This window comes from Psychromonas sp. (assembly GCF_047632995.1).
Classification (GTDB): domain Bacteria; phylum Pseudomonadota; class Gammaproteobacteria; order Enterobacterales; family Psychromonadaceae; genus Psychromonas.
Map to the genome: position 1 here is coordinate 65,519 of NZ_JBLIEK010000003.1, position 16,655 is coordinate 82,173.

Consider the following 16,655-nt stretch of genomic DNA (forward strand, 5'->3'; position numbering starts at 1 on the left):
CATAATGTGTTTAATTACGATTTATCTGCATGTAGTTGATGCCACTCTCTGGCCAACTGTATATCTTTATCGATCTGAATTTTTAATTGGGTGAATGAATCAAAACGAACTTCATCACGCAATTTTTTTTCCAATACTACTTCTAACTGCAAACCATACAGATCCGCGTTAAAGTCAAAGAGATGCACTTCTAACTGCTGGCGAATCCCTTGCACGGTTGGCCGCTGCCCAATATTCGCCACTCCCTGATAAGTTTTTCCATTGATACCGAGTATCGACACAACAAACACACCACAAACAGGTGAAACGCGACGCTTTAGGAGAAGATTTGCAGTCGGCACGCCAATAGTTCGGCCTAATTTTTGCCCGTGCCCAACACGCCCCGTAATGCTATATTTACGGCCTAACATTGATGCGGCTTGCTGCAGTTCGCCAAGCGCTAAAAAATCACGGATGCGGCTGCTGCTAATACGCTGTTGCTGTTGCAATAGGCTTTGTGTATCAACCACTGCAAAACCATATTTCTGTCCAGCCGCTTGTAGTAATTTAAAGTCGCCCTGACGTTGATATCCAAAATGAAAATCATCGCCCACCACCAAAAATTTCACATCCAATTTTTTAATTAATAAATCTTCAATAAAATCTTCAGCACTGATATTGGCAAATTTATGTGTAAATGAGACGCACAATAGGCGGTCTACGCCCTGTTTAGCCAGCTGTACAAATTTATCACGCAAACGACTCAATCGCGCAGGCGCATTATCTCCGGAAAATAGTTCCGCAGGCTGGGGCTCAAAGATCATTACGGTCGCCGCTACTTGTAGCCGCTCCGCCTCAAGTACCAATCGCGATAGCACCGCTTTGTGTCCCAGATGAATACCGTCGAAATTACCTATACTTAACACACAACCGCGGTGTTGTGCATTGAGATTGTGAATTCCGCGTAATAATTCCATTTTATTTAACTACTTACTTTCAATGATAAAACTGCACAATAACCAAAATGAATACCATCACTCTTATTAAAACCGTCACCTACACTTAATACACCCCCTCGGTGTTGTGCATTGAGATTATGAATTCCGCGTAATAATTCCATTATTCTACTTAAATAAAAGCGTCGAAAATATAAAAGAGGCAATTATATAGCAGAGTGAGCAACTAATCAGCCCTCATTTTAATCATTCTCTGCTGAAACTTTAAAATGGTGGAAACGTAATCCGATTGTAAGCAATACAAGTGCATAAAACAGCGCGGCCGCTGCAATCAAAGAAAACAGTTTTAAGGCGGCATCAAATAGAGATAACTGCACCCATTCAAGCAGAGATGGATTCAAAAGAATCAAGGCAAAAGCCATTGCTAAGCCTGAAAGCATTATGCGGCCTAATACCGAGAGACTATTTTTCGGCACTTGATATGCGCCACATTTATATAAACCGAACCATAATAAGAAAGCGTTTAAAGTAGCTGAAATCGCGGTAGCAATAGCCAAACCGACATAACCATAGGGGATGGCAAAAATAATATTTAGGACCATATTGCTGACCATCGCAATAACGCCATATTTAACCGGGGTTCTAGTGTCTTGACGGGAGTAGTAACCGGGCGCTAACACTTTCACCATCATAAAACTAAGCAGGCCACTGGCATACGCCCACAGGCTCATTGATGCCATCGACACATCCTGCATATCAAATTCACCGCGCATAAATAAAACACGTAGCATAGGCTCCGCGAGAACAATCAAACCTAACATAGCAGGAAAACCTAAAACACAGACCATGCGAATCCCCCAGTCCAAGGTTTTAGAAAAATCATTGCCGGCTTGAGAAACATGCGATGCAGACAAGTTTGGTAATATAACAGTGGCAATGGCAATACCAAATAATCCCAGCGGGAACTCCAGCAGGCGATCCGAATAATATAACCAGCTGATTGAGCCTGTTTGTAAAAAACTGGCGATAAACGTATCCAGCAGTAAGTTAATCTGGCTGACCGAAACACCAAACAACGCAGGAATCATCAAGGTTCTGATTCTTACCACCCCCGGATGTGACCAGTTCCAGGTCGGTTTTACTAACAAATTTTCTTTAAGCAAGAATGGAATTTGAAAAAAGAACTGTAACGCCCCCCCCGCCAAGACACCTATCGCCAGACCAATTTCAGGTTGTGCTAAAGAGGGAGAGACGAACAGTGCGCAACTGATAATGGCAATATTTAAAAATACCGGCGTAAATGCAGCCACAGCAAACTTACCTAAAGTATTTAAAATAGCACCAGAAAGCGCGGTAAAAGTGATAAACCATAGATATGGGAAGGTGATTTTTAACAATAAAGAAGCAAGCTCAAATTTGTAAGCCTCCTCCCCTCCATTCCACCACTCAAGAAACCAACCGAAACCAAATAACGCGGTTATAACGGATGAGCCCAACACACCAATAATGGTAACAACCGTAACGATCGAGCCTAATGTTCCCGATACAGCGGCAATTAATTCCTTAACGTGATCTCTTGATTGTTTTTTTTCATATTCAGTTAATACCGGCACAAAAGCTTGCGCAAAAGCGCCTTCGGCAAATAAACGACGCAAAAAGTTAGGAATTTTGTTGGCGAAGAAAAACAGATCTGCCGCAGCGCCGGCTCCCATTAAATGAGCGATAACGATATCTCTTACTAGCCCAAGCAGGCGTGAAATCAATGTCATAGAGCTAACAATCAAACCTGATCTCAATAATTTTCTACTCACAATCAATTTCCTAAATAAAATTTATTAGTAACAGTAATTTATCCTTAACCACCTGATTTAGTAAAGCCAATAAAAACAAGAAAACGATTTCTCCCTCTATCGCCATTAAATAGCAGACCTAACTGCAGGATCCGTTTGCATCTACAAGCCGTTTAGGTATAAAATGCGCGCAGTTTAACCACCTGATTGGTTTCTTACCAGTTTTTTCAGCGGTTAAAAAGAAACCATTTGACAATATACGTGTTACAAGGCATATTCCACGACCTTTGATTATCCCTTGTTATACAGAATTTAGGAGTTAAGGTCTTGGCTAATATCAAGTCTGCTAAAAAACGTGCTTTACAATCTGAAAAAAGCCGTAAACACAACACAAGCCGTCGCACAATGATGCGTACTTTCATCAAGAAAGTTATTGTTGCAATCGCTGCTGCAAATAAAGAAGTTGCTACAGCTGAGTTTCTAAAACTACAATCAGTTTTAGATAGCTACGCTACAAAAGGCTTAATCAGCAAAAATACAGCTGCTCGTAAGAAAAGCCGTCTTTCTGCAAAAATTAAAGCTCTTTAATTAGAACTTAATTTTTTTAGGCTTTATTATATAGAGCCTAAGTAAAAACCGACTTTATGTCGGTTTTTTTATGCCTGTTTTACAAACATAGAATCTCCCCTCATTACTGAACCACCGCAATCAGGCCCTAATACTACGCTATGAGCTGATTTGGCCAGTCAGCAGTATTGCTTTAACGATCTTGTAAGGCAGGAAAAAGGTGCAGAGGAAGGATAATTACACCTAATAGTTAACGGCTTAGGTGTGATAACTGCTTCAGAACGTGCATGTCATAAAGCAAGTTGGGAAGACGATTATCAGGCATCACTCTGCAATACTCTATCGGTAATGGAGTAACAATAAAAAGACAGTAAAGGTTTCTGGAGAGGTACTCATCCGCACAATTTCTGCGGTGGGAGACCGCACAGGCCGAAATGACTTAATGTGCGCAAAATGAAAAAGCCAATAAGTTAATTATTGGCTTTTTTGTTAAATTCCCATTCCCGATAATGCATATATCAGATCTTTAATCGCTTTACCAACGACGGGATTACTCTCTTCAAAGATGACTAACTGCTGTGCCAGTTTTTTATCGCGAATAAGTTGCGCTGGATCGCGCGATTTTATCGCCTCTTGAAGTTGATCATGGACCTGTTTTAGATCACCTGCAGTACATTTATCTGCAATCAGATCCTCATCTAAAATTGCAGATAATTTTTCAAATTCAGACTTTACTTTTTTTATTGGCATACATACCTCATCTAATCATTTTAATTCTAATAAAAGTGTAGTATTAAAATAACCAATTGTTATTTAGGTGGTTTAAAAAGGTGATCAAGGATACGCGCAAAGCCGAGAAACACCACTACAGACAATATACTACCCAATATGAGACCCATTTTAAACCAGTTTTGCTCAGAATAATGTTGCAGATAGAGCGAGGATATAAAAATAACAGCCACCCAGTAAGCGATACGAATCAGATATTCCCAGACAGAGTAAACCCGATCCGTTAGCCACAGTTTTGCCATTTTCAGGCTCCTTTAATTGTAAAACTTAATACATCATTAATATGTGTTTGTCCCATCGCAAGCATCAGCAAACGATCCACCCCTAAAGCAACGCCTGCACACTTGGGCAGGTGTGGTAAACAACTTATAAAGTTATGATCAATCGGCATCTCTTCAATCCCTTTGAGTTTGCGCAAACGATTATCCTCCTGAAAACGATTTAACTGCTCCGCTGCATCGCTCAATTCATTAAATCCATTGGCCAATTCAATTCCTTTATAATAAACCTCAAAACGCTCTGCAACGCGCGGATCGTCCCCTGAAATTGTGGCTAGTGCGGCTTGCGAAGCGGGAAAGTTATAGACAAAACAGGGTTTATGCAGCGCGATAACGGGCTCAATAGCGACACAAAATAGCAGCTGTAAAACCGTATCCCGATCCTCTTCTGCATTTAAAACATCACCAAGCTGCAACGAGGCCCCTGCTTGTTTAAGATCGAAAAGTGAAGCTTGCAGCGGATCCACATCTAATAGTTCTAAAAAAGCATTCTGGTATGTGCAGCGGCGAGCCGGTTCGCTATTCAGGATAAGTTGCAACAACTGATCCATCTCATCCATTAATAAAAAATGGTCAAACCCCACTTGATACCATTCAAGTAAAGTAAATTCAGGATTATGGAATCGTCCAGATTCTTCATTACGAAAGACTTTGCTAATTTGAAAAATAGAGCCACTGCCCGCTGCTAACAGACGTTTCATATGAAACTCAGGGGAGGTTTGCAAGTATAAGGGTACCCCTGAACAACTCGCCTTTAGTGGCGATATTTCAGGCCCGATAAAGAAGGTTTTAAAACAAGATAGATGAATATCGGTAACACACGCCTGGCTTAACGATGGCGTTTCTACTTCCAATAACCCTCGCTGGATAAAAAAGAGGCGAATAGTTTGTATTATTTTCGCCCGTTTTTGCAATTGTTGTATGCTTGCACTTGGTAACCAGTTCATCTTATCTCCTTTTTCCGCTAGTTTACCCAATATAATTTTTTTCGGAACTAAAAATAGGCCGCGCGAATAATTAATATATTTATATCCCGCATTTACTAGCTATATAATATTGAAAAACCTTACTTTTCTCACGGAATTTTAGAAAAACACTGATACACTCAATTATTCATAAATTTTTTATGGGAGAAAAAGTGTGCAGATAATTAAAACAGACGTTGCCATCGTTGGCGCGGGCGGTTCAGGACTAAGAGCCGCTATTGAAATAGCAAAAGAACATCCAGAGCTTGATATCGCATTAATTTCTAAAGTTTACCCTATGCGCAGCCATACAGTTGCAGCCGAAGGAGGTGCCGCTGCCGTTGTCCAAGATCATGATACGCTTGATAACCACTTTGACGACACTGTTTCCGGTGGGGATTGGTTATGTGAACAAGATGTTGTTCAGTATTTTGTTGAAAATGCAGCCAAACAACTCACTCAGCTTGAACATTGGGGCTGCCCATGGAGCCGTAAAGAAGATGGCTCTATTAATGTACGCGCTTTTGGCGGCATGAAAATAGAAAGAACTTGGTTTGCCGCCGATAAAAGTGGTTTTCACATCCTGCACACTCTTTTCCAAACGTCGTTACAGTATCCAAAAATAAAGCGTTTTGATGAACATTTCTGTTTAGACTTGATTGTTGAAGATGACAAAATAGAAGGCGTTGTCATACTCGATATCGCCGAAGGTGAAGCAAAGCTAATTCAAGCAAAATCGGTGATCATGGCAACCGGCGGTGCAGGTCGGGTTTACAGCTACAATACCAACGGAGGCATTGTCACGGGGGACGGAATGTCACTCGCTTACCGTCATGGTGTGGCGCTGCGTGATATGGAATTTATGCAATATCATCCAACAGGTTTGCCGGGTAGCGGTATTCTAATGACCGAGGGTTGTCGTGGTGAAGGTGGCATTTTACTCAATAAAGATGGTTACCGTTATCTACAAGATTACGGTTTAGGACCGGAAGTTCCCGTTGGCCAGACTAAAAACAAGTATATGGAACTCGGCCCGCGCGATAAGCTCAGTCAGTGTTTCTGGCAGGAACAGCAAAAAGGCAATGTGGTTAAAGGTCCGCGCGGGGATGTTGTTTACCTCGATATTCGCCATTTAGGTGAGAAAAAGATTAATGAACGGCTACCGTTTATCCGTGAACTTGCAAAAGCCTATGTGGGTGTTGATCCTGTTTATGAGCCGATTCCAGTTCGACCGACGGTACATTATACGATGGGCGGAATCGAAACCGATGCAAAAACAGCAACGAAACTTGCCGGTTTATACGCCATCGGGGAATGTGCTTCGATTGGTTTACATGGCGCAAACCGCTTGGGCTCAAACTCATTAACTGAACTTGCCGTTTTTGGTCAGTTAGCAGGTCAAGAAGCCGCAAATTACGCGAGTAATAACAAACATGGGAAAATATCACCACTGAGAAAAAAAGCCGAAGAGATTATGGCGCGTACCGAAGCCCTGTTAAACAGTGAAGGCACGGAAAAAATGGCCGACATTCGCCAGGAGATGGGCGATTGCATGGAAGAGGGAGTAGGTATCTATCGCACTAAAGAATCGATGCAAAAAACCATAGATAAGCTAGCCGAGCTTAAATTGCGTTACAAAAAAATTCAAATTAATGATAAATCGAGCGTTTTTAATACTGAATTCTTATATGCGATTGAACTGGGTTACCTACTTGATACTGCACAAGCGATGGCGCACAGTGCAATTTTACGAGAAGAGTCACGCGGCTCTCATCAACGCATTGATGGTTTTGAAAAACGCGATGATAACAACTTCTTAAAACACTCATTGGCCTATTATCAAGATGGAAAAGCACCCAGAATAGATTATTCATCCGTGACTATCACCAAAAGCCAACCCGCAGAAAGAGCATATGGTGCAGCAGGTGAAAAAGCACATGCGCAGGAGAAAGCTTAATGAGTGAATTAACGATTGAAATTGACGTGCTTCGCTATCGCCCGGAAATAGATAGTGAACCATTAACACAAACCTTTGAGGTGCCTTACACGCCTGACCTGTCGATCTTAGAAGCGCTGCAATATATTAAAGATCACCTCGATAGCAGTATCAGTTTCCGCTGGTCTTGTCGCATGGCGATTTGCGGCAGTTGTGGAATGATGGTTAATGGTATTCCAAAATTAGGCTGTAAAGCATTTCTTCGCGATTATTATCCGAACAAGGTAAGTTTAGAGCCGTTAGCTAACTTCCCGATTGAACGCGATCTGGTCGTCGTAATGGATGATTTCATTAAAAAACTGGAATCTGTCAAACCCTATATAATCCCTGAAACAGATAAATGCTTGTCTGAAGGCCCCTACCAACAAACGCCAGAGCAGATGGCAAAATACAAGCAGTACTCAATGTGTATTAATTGCGGCCTTTGCTATGCGGCCTGCCCACAATATGCATTGGATAAGAAGTTTACTGGCCCGGCGGCGTTAGCCTTGCTGGCACGTTACAATCGCGATAGCCGTGATAATGGCGAAGCCGAGCGGATGAAAATAGTTAATCAGGAAGAGGGAGTTTGGGGCTGTACATTTGTGGGATATTGCTCGGTTGTTTGTCCGAAAGATGTTGATCCTGCGGCCGCGATCCAACTGCTTAAAGTTGAAAGCAGTAAAGATTACCTGATTGGCATGTTCAAACCAGATTAAGGAGAAAGTGATGAGTAAACGCAAACCTTATACACGAGAGCTGCCGAAGGATTGGTGGATGAAACAACTGTTTTATACAAAGTATATGATAAGGGAAGGCAGCAGTCTTTTCATTACCTTATACAGCCTTATTCTTGCTTGGGGGGTGTTCCGTCTCAGTCAAGGTGAGGTAGCTTTTAACGGCTGGCTTGAAGCTCTGCACAACCCGTTTGCAATTATTGTGCATATTATCATGCTGCTATTGGCCTTATACCACACCATCACCTGGTTCTCCCTTGCGCCTAAAGCGGCAGATCTGTGGATAAAAGGTAAAAAGCTTGATGATAAAATAATTGTCGCGGCACATTACGGCACCTTTGCAGTGGTTACTATTTTCTGCTTATTGATTATTACCTTATAGAGGAGACAGGCTATGTCAGATAGCACAGAGAAAACCTATATACGCTCCCATGAACCCGTCTTTTGGGGATTATTTGGCGCGGGCGGTATGCTTACTGCCTTTCTAACACCCGTGATGATCTTAATTACAGGGATCTTAATTCCACTGGGGATGATGGATAAGCAGGCTTTGAGTTATGAAAAAATACATTATTTCGCGACAACCTGGTATGGTGCCGCCATTGTTTTAGTGCTGGTAGCATTGCCGTTATGGCACACCTTACATCGCATTTTCCATGGTTTACATGATATAGGTGTTAAACGAGGACGTGATTGGCAAAAGGTTTTCTGTTACGGCTTTGCTTTTGCCGTGAGTGTTTTTGTTTTTACTCTCTTGTTGCAGATGTTTTAAATTTCAAATTATAAAAACCCAGTTACTAACTGGGTTTTTTTATAAGCTTTAGATAATTTTATTTTTTTACACGACCCACATATTCAGCGCTGCGCGTATCGACTTTCACTACTTCGCCAATCTGGATAAATAGCGGCACACGAATAACGGCCCCAGTTGCCAGCGTTGCAGGCTTACCACCGGTTCCGGCTGTATCGCCCTTCAGACCAGGATCTGTTTCTGTCACTTCTATTTCAACAAAGTTTGGAGGTGTAACCACAATCGGATTATCATTCCAAGTGGTGATGGTGCAGATATCTTGTTCAACTAACCATTTCGCATTATCACCGACCGCTTTTTCATCCGCGGCGACTTGCTCAAAGGTTTCATTATTCATAAAATGAAAAAAATCACCATCATTATAAAGATATGCAAGATCGATATCCATCACATCAGCAGACTCAACAGACTCACCCGATTTAAAGGTTTTTTCGATTACTTTTCCTGACAACAGCTTGCGAATTTTAACACGACTAAACGCCTGACCTTTCCCTGGTTTAACAAATTCATTTTCGATAATTGCACAAGGCTCTTTATCCATCATGAATTTTAGGCCAGCTTTGAATTCACTGGTACTATATGTTCCCATAATAACCTCTATATGATTTGATTTTAAAAATGACACAAATGACAAAAATAATTACTGTGGATAATACCGCCGAGTTAGCGACTTGGCAAAAAGAACTCGCGAATGCAGCTAAAAATCCGCTACAACTTTTAAAATTATTGGATATATCGCCGGAAAGTCTGCCATTAAGCTCATTGGCACGTAAACAATTTCCAATGCTGGTTCCCCTGCCATTTGTAAAAAAAATGAAAAAGGGCGATATTAACGATCCACTGTTAAAGCAAGTATTGCCTATCAGCGATGAAGAGGTAGAGAGTAGCGGTTACAGCTTAGATCCATTACAAGAGCATAACAGTGCCCTTCCCGGCTTATTACATAAGTACAAAAGCCGGGTACTGCTGATATTAAAATCAGGCTGTGCTGTAAATTGCCGCTACTGTTTCAGACGTCACTTTCCTTATCAAGATAACAATATTAATAAAAAACAGCTGCAGGAAATTATCACTTATCTTCAAGAGCATCCAGAAGTGAATGAAGTAATTTTAAGCGGTGGTGATCCCTTGATGAGCAAAGATGATTTTTTACAATATATAATTAACCAGTTAGAATTACTGCCTCAGTTAACCCGTTTACGTATTCACTCGCGCCTTCCTGTGGTTATTCCCGCCAGAATAACTGAGCAGTTATGCGCCATGCTCAAGCAGAGCCGCTTTAAAGTCGTTTTCGTTTTACATATCAACCATGCCAATGAGATAGATAATCCATTTACTGAGGCGATGTCAAAACTGCACCAGGCAGGCATTCAACTGTTAAACCAAAGTGTATTATTAAAAGGGGTGAACGATAACAGCCAAGCCTTAATCGAGCTGAGTGAAGCGCTGTTTAGTGCCGACATATTACCTTATTACCTGTTTTTATTAGATAAAGTACAAGGTGCACAACATTTTGATATAGAAGAAAAAACCGCGCAGTTATTGGTTAAAGAGATGAGCGAGGCATTGCCTGGATATCTACTTCCCAAACTAAGCAGAGAAATTGCGGGTCAGAAAAGAAAAACTATCATTAATTCGCTATAATCCGCTAATTAGAATCCAATAGGAAAAAAAGATGAGCAAAGAAAATGTGCTGAAGCAGTTACAAGAGAATTTAAAAATCATTTACCACAAAGCGGTTGATGCCGACAAGCAACTGGAACTGTTACGTGAGCAACAAAAAGTAGGTTTTACACAAATATTTACAGATAATAACGCCTTTAAAAATCATTCCACTACATTTTTACCTTATGTGGAAGAGTTAGCGGCTGATCTGCAAGAAATTCAAACCGATAGTGAAGAGCATTACAAAAAACTGTTGCCCGCCATTGTGGTCAAAATTGAACTTCTGTTTAAAACCCTGAGCTCTTTTAAAAGCAATTTAAAAGAGTAACCCTTCTTTACTTTAAAGGGTCTTATCAACCCTTCCTCTTTTACTATCTTTGAGAGTTGAATAGCAAACCTTATTACGTCCAGATTTTTTGCTTCGTAGAACGCAAGATCGGCAAAAGTTATTTTCTTGCCTTGTATCTCTGGGGGATTAGTTTTCTGGACGTCCATAAGCCCTTCGCAAGCATCATCTACAGTAAAGAAAGGCCGAGCAACTTAAGTCAATCGCTGTATTACGGTTACAGTACGGGTTGTTCTTCTTCTGGCTCACTAAAGGCATCAATAAAAGCCTGTAGTCCTTCTTGAACTAACCCATAGGTTTTATCAATATTATCTGCAACGTCGCCCTCCAACACCTTTAATCCCCCAAGTACATCCTTGGCTTCACCAAAACCTTGATCAATGCCTCCGCTAATGACATCAACAAATTTAGTTAAGGCTTCCTTTTCATCCATTTCTGGATGTTGATCCTGATAAGCAGTAAAAAACTGCGTACTAAATGAAACAATACGCTCAGCTGTTGCCTCCGGGCTAAAATCGAGGCCAGAATCATAGCCGTCTTCAACCGTTCTATATATCCCCATCGCTTTTAATGAATCATTTATCCCCTCTAACGCAGATTTTAAAAGCAATGACTGAGGCTTGTCGGCAATAGTTTCATCGAATTTTAACGAAGATTCCAAAATTGAAGCGTTAAGCAGCTTTTTATTAATAACAGAAATAGGTTGCTCCACTTTTCCCATTTTTTTATTGTGAGCAAGTTCCGAGACTTGCTCTCCCATTGGGCCGTTAGCTTTTTTATCCGGCGCTTTTGCTAAAGCCCGGACATCTTGACTAAATGTGCCACTTGGTTTAATTGATGAACTCATAATATCTACCTCTATTGATTATCAGTTATCGGCTCTGTTTAGTGTAACTTAAGCTTTAATTTGCATGTTTTTTAAACAGTATACAGCCAAACACGAGATTAATAGAGAAGAAAAAATAAAATGGAATCGTCGAATAGGCGGTTAGTTCTACTAATTTTAACGCCCGATCAAAAAAGCGAGTACCACTTTCGCAGTACTCGCTTTCTTATCATCTAAACCCGTTTTTGTTTCAAACTTAAATGGTCGGGATCATTTATCTGCGGAAAAGATTAGCTTATCCGTTCAAACAGCAAATCCCACACACCATGGCCGAGGTTATGACCTCGATTCTCAAACTTGGTCAGAGGGCGCCATTCTGGACGTGCGGCATAATCGCCCGATTCACTAAGATTTTTGAAGTCAGTGGCAGCTTGTAATACCTCTAACATATATTCAGCGTAGTTTTCCCAATCAGTTGCCATATGAATCACACCGCCAATCGCTAATTTATGGCGCATACTTTCAATAAATTGAGGCTGGACAATGCGCCGTTTATGATGACGCGCTTTATGCCATGGATCGGGGAAATATAATTGGAAAGTGGCAAGCCCTTTATCCGGGAGCATATGCTCTAAAACTTCAACTGCATCATGATTAATCACGCGCAGATTTGTGACGCCTTGTTCGCCCGCATCAGCAAGGCAAGCACCAACGCCTGGCCCATGCACTTCAATGCCGAGAAAGTTCTTCTCTGGTGCGTTTTTAGCCATTTCAACCAATGATTTACCCATACCGAAACCTATTTCTAAAACAACAGGTGCATCACGACCAAATAACTCTTTAAAGTTAAGAGTGCCCACTTGATAGTCAACGCCCATGGTTTCCCATAAGTTTTCAATCGCTGTAGATTGTCGAGTAGTCATGCGCCCTTCGCGTTTTACAAACGAACGTACTTTGCGCATATATTTATTTTCGCCGAGCGCTTGCGCATTTTCAGTTGAGGCTGAATTGTCTTGATCTGTCATTTATCTACCTTAGTTGTCCTGTAACTAGTCTACACATTAAATATCCCTGCATTATGCAACGTTATATTTTTTGTGCAACTCTGCTATGCTCCATCCCCCTAAAAAGAGTCCTAAAATGAGAAAGAGTTTGTTTTGAATCAGAATGATTTTAGCCAGCGAATAATTCAATGGCAGCACAAATATGGTCGTAAAACCCTTCCTTGGCAACAAGATAAGAGCCTTTATAAAACTTGGATCAGTGAAGTGATGTTGCAGCAAACGCAAGTCGCAACTGTTATCCCCTATTTTCATAAATTTATGCGCTCTTTTCCAACCATTTCTTATCTGGCCAATGCCCCTTTGGATGAAGTGTTGCATCACTGGACTGGACTCGGCTATTACGCCAGAGCACGCAACTTACATAAAGCAGCTCAATTCATTCGCGATAATTACCAAGGCGAATTCCCGCAGGAATTCCAACAGGCGCTCGATCTCCCCGGAATAGGGCGATCAACAGCAGGTGCAATTTTATCCTTAACCCTAGATAAACAATTTGCCATTTTAGATGGTAACGTTAAACGGGTATTAACACGCCATCAAGCCATCGAAGGCTGGACGGGTGAAAAACGTATTGAAAACAGATTATGGGCACTGGCAGAGAAAGTGACACCCGCAAAACAAACCGCTATATTTAATCAAGCTATGATGGATATGGGCGCTATGCTTTGTACCCGAAGCAAACCGAAATGTCACGAATGCCCGATTAGCACAGACTGTTTAGCGCTTAAGGATGAGATGGTACAAGCATATCCGACCCCTAAAGCTAAAAAGAAGATCCCGATAAAACATGCATTTATGTTGATCCTCTTGCAGAAAGGTAAAAACGAACAATTAATACAATTAAAACAGCGTCCGCCAGTTGGTATATGGGGCGGTTTATGGTGTTTTCCTGAATTTGAAAGTTTAGATCTGTGTCATCAGTATTTGCGAGAAAATGGGATGGAAGATCACCAACAAACGCTGCTGCCTAATTTCCGCCATACTTTCAGTCATTTTCATTTTGATATTTCGCCAGTTTTAATTGAAATTGATCATGTTAAACAACTACAAGTTATGGAAGAAACTGGCACTCTTTGGTATAACATAGAGCATCCAAAAAAAGTAGGGCTTGCGGCGGCCACAAAAAAAATATTAACTTCGGTAAACAAAATTAAAGAAGAGGAATAAAAAATGTCTAGAACTATATTTTGTAGTTATTTAAAAAAAGAAGCTCCTGGATTAGCGTTTCAACTTATTCCTGGTGAATTAGGCAAGCGAATTTTTGATAATATCAGTCAAGAAGCTTGGAATGAATGGCAGCAAAAACAAACTATGTTGATTAATGAAAAAAAATTAAATTTAATGCAAGTTGAAGATCGAAAGTTCATAGAACAAACTATGATTGCTTACCTTTTTGAAAATAAAGATATTGATATTGAAGGTTACACCCCCAAAAAATAAAAGCCACTCACTAAGTTTGTTTACAAATAAAGCAGTTAATGGTGAAAGTACGAACAAACAGTAGAAAAACAAGATAAATCTTTAAAAAGGGGTTGACGGTCGACGCTAAAATCTATTTAATACGCCTCGTTCCGCTTCGTTAGCTCAGTCGGTAGAGCAGAGGATTGAAAATCCTCGTGTCCTTGGTTCAATTCCGAGACGAAGCACCATATTTAGATTTACTGAAAGATTTATTCAATCGGTAAAGAGAGTGAAAACCTCTCACCAAGTGGTTCATCTTTTGATTTAAGATTAAGAGACGAAACACAATATTTAGGTTTACTGAAAAGATTTATTCAATCGGTAAAGAGAGTGAAACCTCTCACCAAGTGGTTCATCTTTTGATTTAAGATTAAGAGACGAAACACCATATTATTTCTTATTGAAGAACATCTCGATAGGTTGAGGTTAATAACCTCGGTGCAAATGCACACGTTTTCGTGTGCCGACTTAGCTCAGTCGGTAGAGCAACTGACTTGTAATCAGTAGGTCACCAGTTCGATTCCGGTAGTCGGCACCATTTATACCTCTTCATATTTGAAGATGCTTGTTTAGAAATAAACAAGAAAAGTTACGCTTCGTTAGCTCAGTCGGTAGAGCAGAGGATTGAAAATCCTCGTGTCCTTGGTTCAATTCCGAGACGAAGCACCATCATTCAAGCCCTAAGCAATTTATTGTTTAGGGCTTTTTTGTATCATTAAATTGCGGCCCCCCTTGTCTATAGTTCGCTCCCAAGCAAAGAGATAAACCCAATCTTATTGTGGCATGGCGCATAATTATACGTCGCGCCCCCGCCTTTAGAGGCAAATCAAATCAAACAGAGCGTTTTTAATATCAAAGACCCTATCACACGGCCTTGCAGACAAATGAGCCGTTAGCACTATAAAATAAGCCCCTGATTTAACTCTAGCAGCAAAGCTGCCTAGTATATTTCAATAGAACAACTCACCCACCGTCACCCAGCAATTCGTACTGTCGGTATTGGCAAGCATTTCCTCTCCATGCGCCACCAACAAGTCTTTATCGGCATCGTTATCTCAGTCGATACTGTCCATAAATTAACGTAACATCAACCTTTATTACTTCTGAAAAAAACACCTTGGCTCTAATTTAAGTTTTGAAAGTTGTCTTAAACAGTGTAAAAAAGATGGCTACTCGACAGAAAAAACGCTGTAAATTTAGAGATAAGCCCTCATCAGAATGGATGGTACTTCTTGGTATACCCCCCAGAGCGAAGGATGATCTTGTCCCTTTTCTACGCATATTTTGTCGTTCTGTTTGTTGACCAAACCTTGCTTGATCTTGAAAGCAAACATCAACACGAGCGAGTGATATGTACCATGTGATATTAATGAGCGTTTTTATTTACTGCCGGTTGCCCCTCATCAGGAGAAACTGAAGCATTAATGGTTATGAATAGAGTGTTTTTTATCAGTGATATCGAACGAGGCAAGAAGCTCTGCTCTAGGGATTGGATTAAAATGGCAGATTAATTAATCAGATTGGTATTGTTAGGCGCTTGGCGATGGTCAGGGCTGGCAGCCCCTCTCATGACCCATTGCTGCGCAACACTCGCCCTCTAACACCTATTTGATACTGCCTACGGCAAACTGCCCACCTTCACCATGAGAGAGCAGATCGTCGCCACAAGCGCTTAAACGAAAAACCCCAGCCCTTCAAAGAAGGACTGGGTTTATCTGGGTTAAATTGCCTAGCTTGGCGATGGTCAGGATTCGCAGAGCTCATCCGCTCATGACCTTGGCTTGCGCCAAATTCGCCCTACTATCACATTATATGAAACCAACATCGTTGGTGCTCTTAACGTTTCCCCATACAAGAGCAGGTCAAATACAAATCGTAAGCAATAAAAACCCCCAGTAAGCAGAGCACACTGGGGTTCGTTATTGGCCGCTTGGCGACGGTCAGGATTCGCAGAGTTCGTCCGCTCGTGAACCTTGCCTATCGGCAAACTCGCCCTACTATCACATGAAAGGAGATGCCTACGGCATGCTTTTTATAATCCCCATGCTCGAGTGCTCATCGCGTTAAGCGCTTAAACGAAAAAATCCCTGCTGACGTAGTCAACAGGGATTTTCCGTTTATTAGGCGCTTGGCGACGGTCAGGACTCGCAGAGCTCGTCCGCTCATGAACCTTGGCTAGCGCCAAATTCGCCCTACTATCACATGAGATGAAACCAACTTCGTTGGTGCTCTTAACCTTCCCCATGCAAGAGCAGGTCAAACACAAAACGTAAGCAATAAAAAACCCCAGTAAGCAGAGCTCACTGGGGTTCGTTATTGGGCGCTTGGCGATGACCTACTCTCACATGGGGAGACCCCACACTACCATCGGCGCAGCTGCGTTTCACTTCTGAGTTCGGAATGGAATCAGGTGGTACCACAGCGCTATTGTCGCCAAGCAAAAACT

The 16,655-nt window shown here is 41.3% G+C and carries 18 protein-coding genes, 3 tRNA genes and 1 rRNA gene; 12 read left to right on the top strand and 10 right to left on the bottom strand.

The genetic code is table 11. The annotated features are described in order from the left end of the window. Positions 1-14: 14 nt before the first annotated feature. The 3 genes from ribF to murJ form a co-directional block, all read right to left on the bottom strand. The gene (gene ribF, locus ACJAT7_RS01380) at positions 15-956 is read right to left on the bottom strand and encodes a bifunctional riboflavin kinase/FAD synthetase (protein ID WP_415225001.1); all 942 of its coding nucleotides are present in this window, start codon (positions 954-956) and stop codon (positions 15-17) included. Between the two features lie 5 nt (positions 957-961). Further along, positions 962-1,099, bottom strand: a complete 138-nt coding sequence (locus ACJAT7_RS01385; protein ID WP_415225002.1) for a hypothetical protein — start codon at positions 1,097-1,099, stop codon at positions 962-964. A gap of 78 nt (positions 1,100-1,177) precedes the next feature. Further along, positions 1,178-2,746, bottom strand: a complete 1,569-nt coding sequence (gene murJ, locus ACJAT7_RS01390) for a murein biosynthesis integral membrane protein MurJ (protein ID WP_415225003.1) — start codon at positions 2,744-2,746, stop codon at positions 1,178-1,180. A 306-nt stretch (positions 2,747-3,052) separates the two neighbouring features. On the opposite strand from murJ, the gene rpsT reads away from it, so the two are divergent. Then, a complete protein-coding gene (rpsT, locus tag ACJAT7_RS01395) occupies positions 3,053-3,313 on the top strand; it encodes a 30S ribosomal protein S20 (protein WP_415225004.1) in 261 nt (86 codons plus the stop codon). Positions 3,314-3,781: 468 nt separating this feature from the next. Here rpsT and ACJAT7_RS01400 read toward each other — a convergent pair whose 3' ends face one another. The 3 genes from ACJAT7_RS01400 to epmA are packed head-to-tail and all read right to left on the bottom strand — an operon-like array spanning position 3,782 to position 5,306. After that, positions 3,782-4,042 (bottom strand): DUF4404 family protein, encoded by a 261-nt coding sequence (locus ACJAT7_RS01400; protein ID WP_415225005.1) that lies wholly within the window; start codon positions 4,040-4,042, stop codon positions 3,782-3,784. Between the two features lie 59 nt (positions 4,043-4,101). Further along, positions 4,102-4,323 carry a hypothetical protein gene (locus tag ACJAT7_RS01405; protein WP_415225006.1) on the bottom strand — a complete coding sequence of 74 codons (222 nt, stop codon included), beginning with the start codon at positions 4,321-4,323 and terminating at the stop codon, positions 4,102-4,104. 2 nt (positions 4,324-4,325) lie between these two features. Then, a complete protein-coding gene (gene epmA / locus ACJAT7_RS01410) occupies positions 4,326-5,306 on the bottom strand; it encodes an elongation factor P--(R)-beta-lysine ligase (protein ID WP_415225007.1) in 981 nt (326 codons plus the stop codon). Between the two features lie 193 nt (positions 5,307-5,499). Between epmA and frdA the strand changes: the two genes are divergently transcribed. From frdA to frdD, 4 genes are read left to right on the top strand one after another with little or no spacing between them, the layout of a single operon-like run. Continuing rightward, positions 5,500-7,281 (top strand): fumarate reductase (quinol) flavoprotein subunit, encoded by a 1,782-nt coding sequence (frdA, locus tag ACJAT7_RS01415; RefSeq protein WP_415225008.1) that lies wholly within the window; start codon positions 5,500-5,502, stop codon positions 7,279-7,281. Beyond that, positions 7,281-8,018: a succinate dehydrogenase/fumarate reductase iron-sulfur subunit gene (locus tag ACJAT7_RS01420; RefSeq protein ID WP_415225009.1), complete on the top strand. Its 738-nt coding sequence runs from the start codon at positions 7,281-7,283 to the stop codon at positions 8,016-8,018. The genes frdA and ACJAT7_RS01420 overlap by 1 nt, the downstream gene beginning before the upstream one ends. Positions 8,019-8,028: 10 nt before the next feature. Then, positions 8,029-8,418, top strand: a complete 390-nt coding sequence (locus tag ACJAT7_RS01425; RefSeq protein WP_415225010.1) for a fumarate reductase subunit C — start codon at positions 8,029-8,031, stop codon at positions 8,416-8,418. A 12-nt stretch (positions 8,419-8,430) separates the two neighbouring features. Beyond that, entirely contained in the window at positions 8,431-8,808 is a 378-nt protein-coding gene (frdD, locus tag ACJAT7_RS01430; RefSeq protein WP_415225011.1) for a fumarate reductase subunit FrdD, read from the top strand. Positions 8,809-8,866: 58 nt separating this feature from the next. Here frdD and efp read toward each other — a convergent pair whose 3' ends face one another. Next, positions 8,867-9,436 carry an elongation factor P gene (gene efp / locus ACJAT7_RS01435; RefSeq protein WP_415225012.1) on the bottom strand — a complete coding sequence of 190 codons (570 nt, stop codon included), beginning with the start codon at positions 9,434-9,436 and terminating at the stop codon, positions 8,867-8,869. 38 nt (positions 9,437-9,474) lie between these two features. Between efp and epmB the strand changes: the two genes are divergently transcribed. Both epmB and ACJAT7_RS01445 read left to right on the top strand, forming a co-directional pair. Then, complete coding sequence (gene epmB, locus ACJAT7_RS01440; protein ID WP_415225013.1) at positions 9,475-10,491, top strand: EF-P beta-lysylation protein EpmB; 1,017 nt, start codon at positions 9,475-9,477, stop codon at positions 10,489-10,491. A 31-nt stretch (positions 10,492-10,522) separates the two neighbouring features. Then, a complete protein-coding gene (locus tag ACJAT7_RS01445) occupies positions 10,523-10,840 on the top strand; it encodes a hypothetical protein (RefSeq protein WP_415225014.1) in 318 nt (105 codons plus the stop codon). A gap of 235 nt (positions 10,841-11,075) precedes the next feature. Here ACJAT7_RS01445 and ACJAT7_RS01450 read toward each other — a convergent pair whose 3' ends face one another. Both ACJAT7_RS01450 and trmB read right to left on the bottom strand, forming a co-directional pair. After that, complete coding sequence (locus ACJAT7_RS01450; RefSeq protein ID WP_415225015.1) at positions 11,076-11,705, bottom strand: DUF5610 domain-containing protein; 630 nt, start codon at positions 11,703-11,705, stop codon at positions 11,076-11,078. 269 nt (positions 11,706-11,974) lie between these two features. Beyond that, positions 11,975-12,709, bottom strand: a complete 735-nt coding sequence (gene trmB, locus ACJAT7_RS01455) for a tRNA (guanosine(46)-N7)-methyltransferase TrmB (RefSeq protein WP_415225016.1) — start codon at positions 12,707-12,709, stop codon at positions 11,975-11,977. 132 nt (positions 12,710-12,841) lie between these two features. Between trmB and mutY the strand changes: the two genes are divergently transcribed. The 5 genes from mutY (at position 12,842) to ACJAT7_RS01480 (ending at position 14,878) form a co-directional block, all read left to right on the top strand. Next, entirely contained in the window at positions 12,842-13,915 is a 1,074-nt protein-coding gene (gene mutY / locus ACJAT7_RS01460) for an A/G-specific adenine glycosylase (protein WP_415225017.1), read from the top strand. Between the two features lie 3 nt (positions 13,916-13,918). After that, complete coding sequence (locus ACJAT7_RS01465) at positions 13,919-14,188, top strand: oxidative damage protection protein (RefSeq protein ID WP_415225018.1); 270 nt, start codon at positions 13,919-13,921, stop codon at positions 14,186-14,188. Positions 14,189-14,321: 133 nt separating this feature from the next. Next, a tRNA-Phe gene (locus tag ACJAT7_RS01470) sits at positions 14,322-14,397 on the top strand. Between the two features lie 274 nt (positions 14,398-14,671). Next, positions 14,672-14,747: transfer RNA gene (locus ACJAT7_RS01475), tRNA-Thr, on the top strand. A gap of 55 nt (positions 14,748-14,802) precedes the next feature. Continuing rightward, a tRNA-Phe gene (locus ACJAT7_RS01480) sits at positions 14,803-14,878 on the top strand. A gap of 1,653 nt (positions 14,879-16,531) precedes the next feature. On the opposite strand, the gene rrf is transcribed toward ACJAT7_RS01480, so the two are convergent. Next, positions 16,532-16,647, bottom strand: a 5S ribosomal RNA gene (gene rrf / locus ACJAT7_RS01485). Positions 16,648-16,655 lie beyond the last annotated feature (8 nt).

Bases quoted from the DNA above. Each gene is read 5' to 3' on its own strand.
- ribF (WP_415225001.1), bottom strand. From the start codon at position 956: ATGGAATTATTACGCGGAATTCACAATCTCAATGCACAACACCGCGGT.
- ACJAT7_RS01385 (WP_415225002.1), bottom strand. From the start codon at position 1,099: ATGGAATTATTACGCGGAATTCATAATCTCAATGCACAACACCGAGGG.
- ACJAT7_RS01400 (WP_415225005.1), bottom strand. From the start codon at position 4,042: ATGCCAATAAAAAAAGTAAAGTCTGAATTTGAAAAATTATCTGCAATT.
- ACJAT7_RS01405 (WP_415225006.1), bottom strand. From the start codon at position 4,323: ATGGCAAAACTGTGGCTAACGGATCGGGTTTACTCTGTCTGGGAATAT.
- epmA (WP_415225007.1), bottom strand. From the start codon at position 5,306: ATGAACTGGTTACCAAGTGCAAGCATACAACAATTGCAAAAACGGGCG.
- ACJAT7_RS01420 (WP_415225009.1), top strand. From the start codon at position 7,281: ATGAGTGAATTAACGATTGAAATTGACGTGCTTCGCTATCGCCCGGAA.
- ACJAT7_RS01425 (WP_415225010.1), top strand. From the start codon at position 8,029: ATGAGTAAACGCAAACCTTATACACGAGAGCTGCCGAAGGATTGGTGG.
- frdD (WP_415225011.1), top strand. From the start codon at position 8,431: ATGTCAGATAGCACAGAGAAAACCTATATACGCTCCCATGAACCCGTC.
- efp (WP_415225012.1), bottom strand. From the start codon at position 9,436: ATGGGAACATATAGTACCAGTGAATTCAAAGCTGGCCTAAAATTCATG.
- epmB (WP_415225013.1), top strand. From the start codon at position 9,475: ATGACAAAAATAATTACTGTGGATAATACCGCCGAGTTAGCGACTTGG.
- ACJAT7_RS01445 (WP_415225014.1), top strand. From the start codon at position 10,523: ATGAGCAAAGAAAATGTGCTGAAGCAGTTACAAGAGAATTTAAAAATC.
- ACJAT7_RS01450 (WP_415225015.1), bottom strand. From the start codon at position 11,705: ATGAGTTCATCAATTAAACCAAGTGGCACATTTAGTCAAGATGTCCGG.
- trmB (WP_415225016.1), bottom strand. From the start codon at position 12,709: ATGACAGATCAAGACAATTCAGCCTCAACTGAAAATGCGCAAGCGCTC.
- ACJAT7_RS01465 (WP_415225018.1), top strand. From the start codon at position 13,919: ATGTCTAGAACTATATTTTGTAGTTATTTAAAAAAAGAAGCTCCTGGA.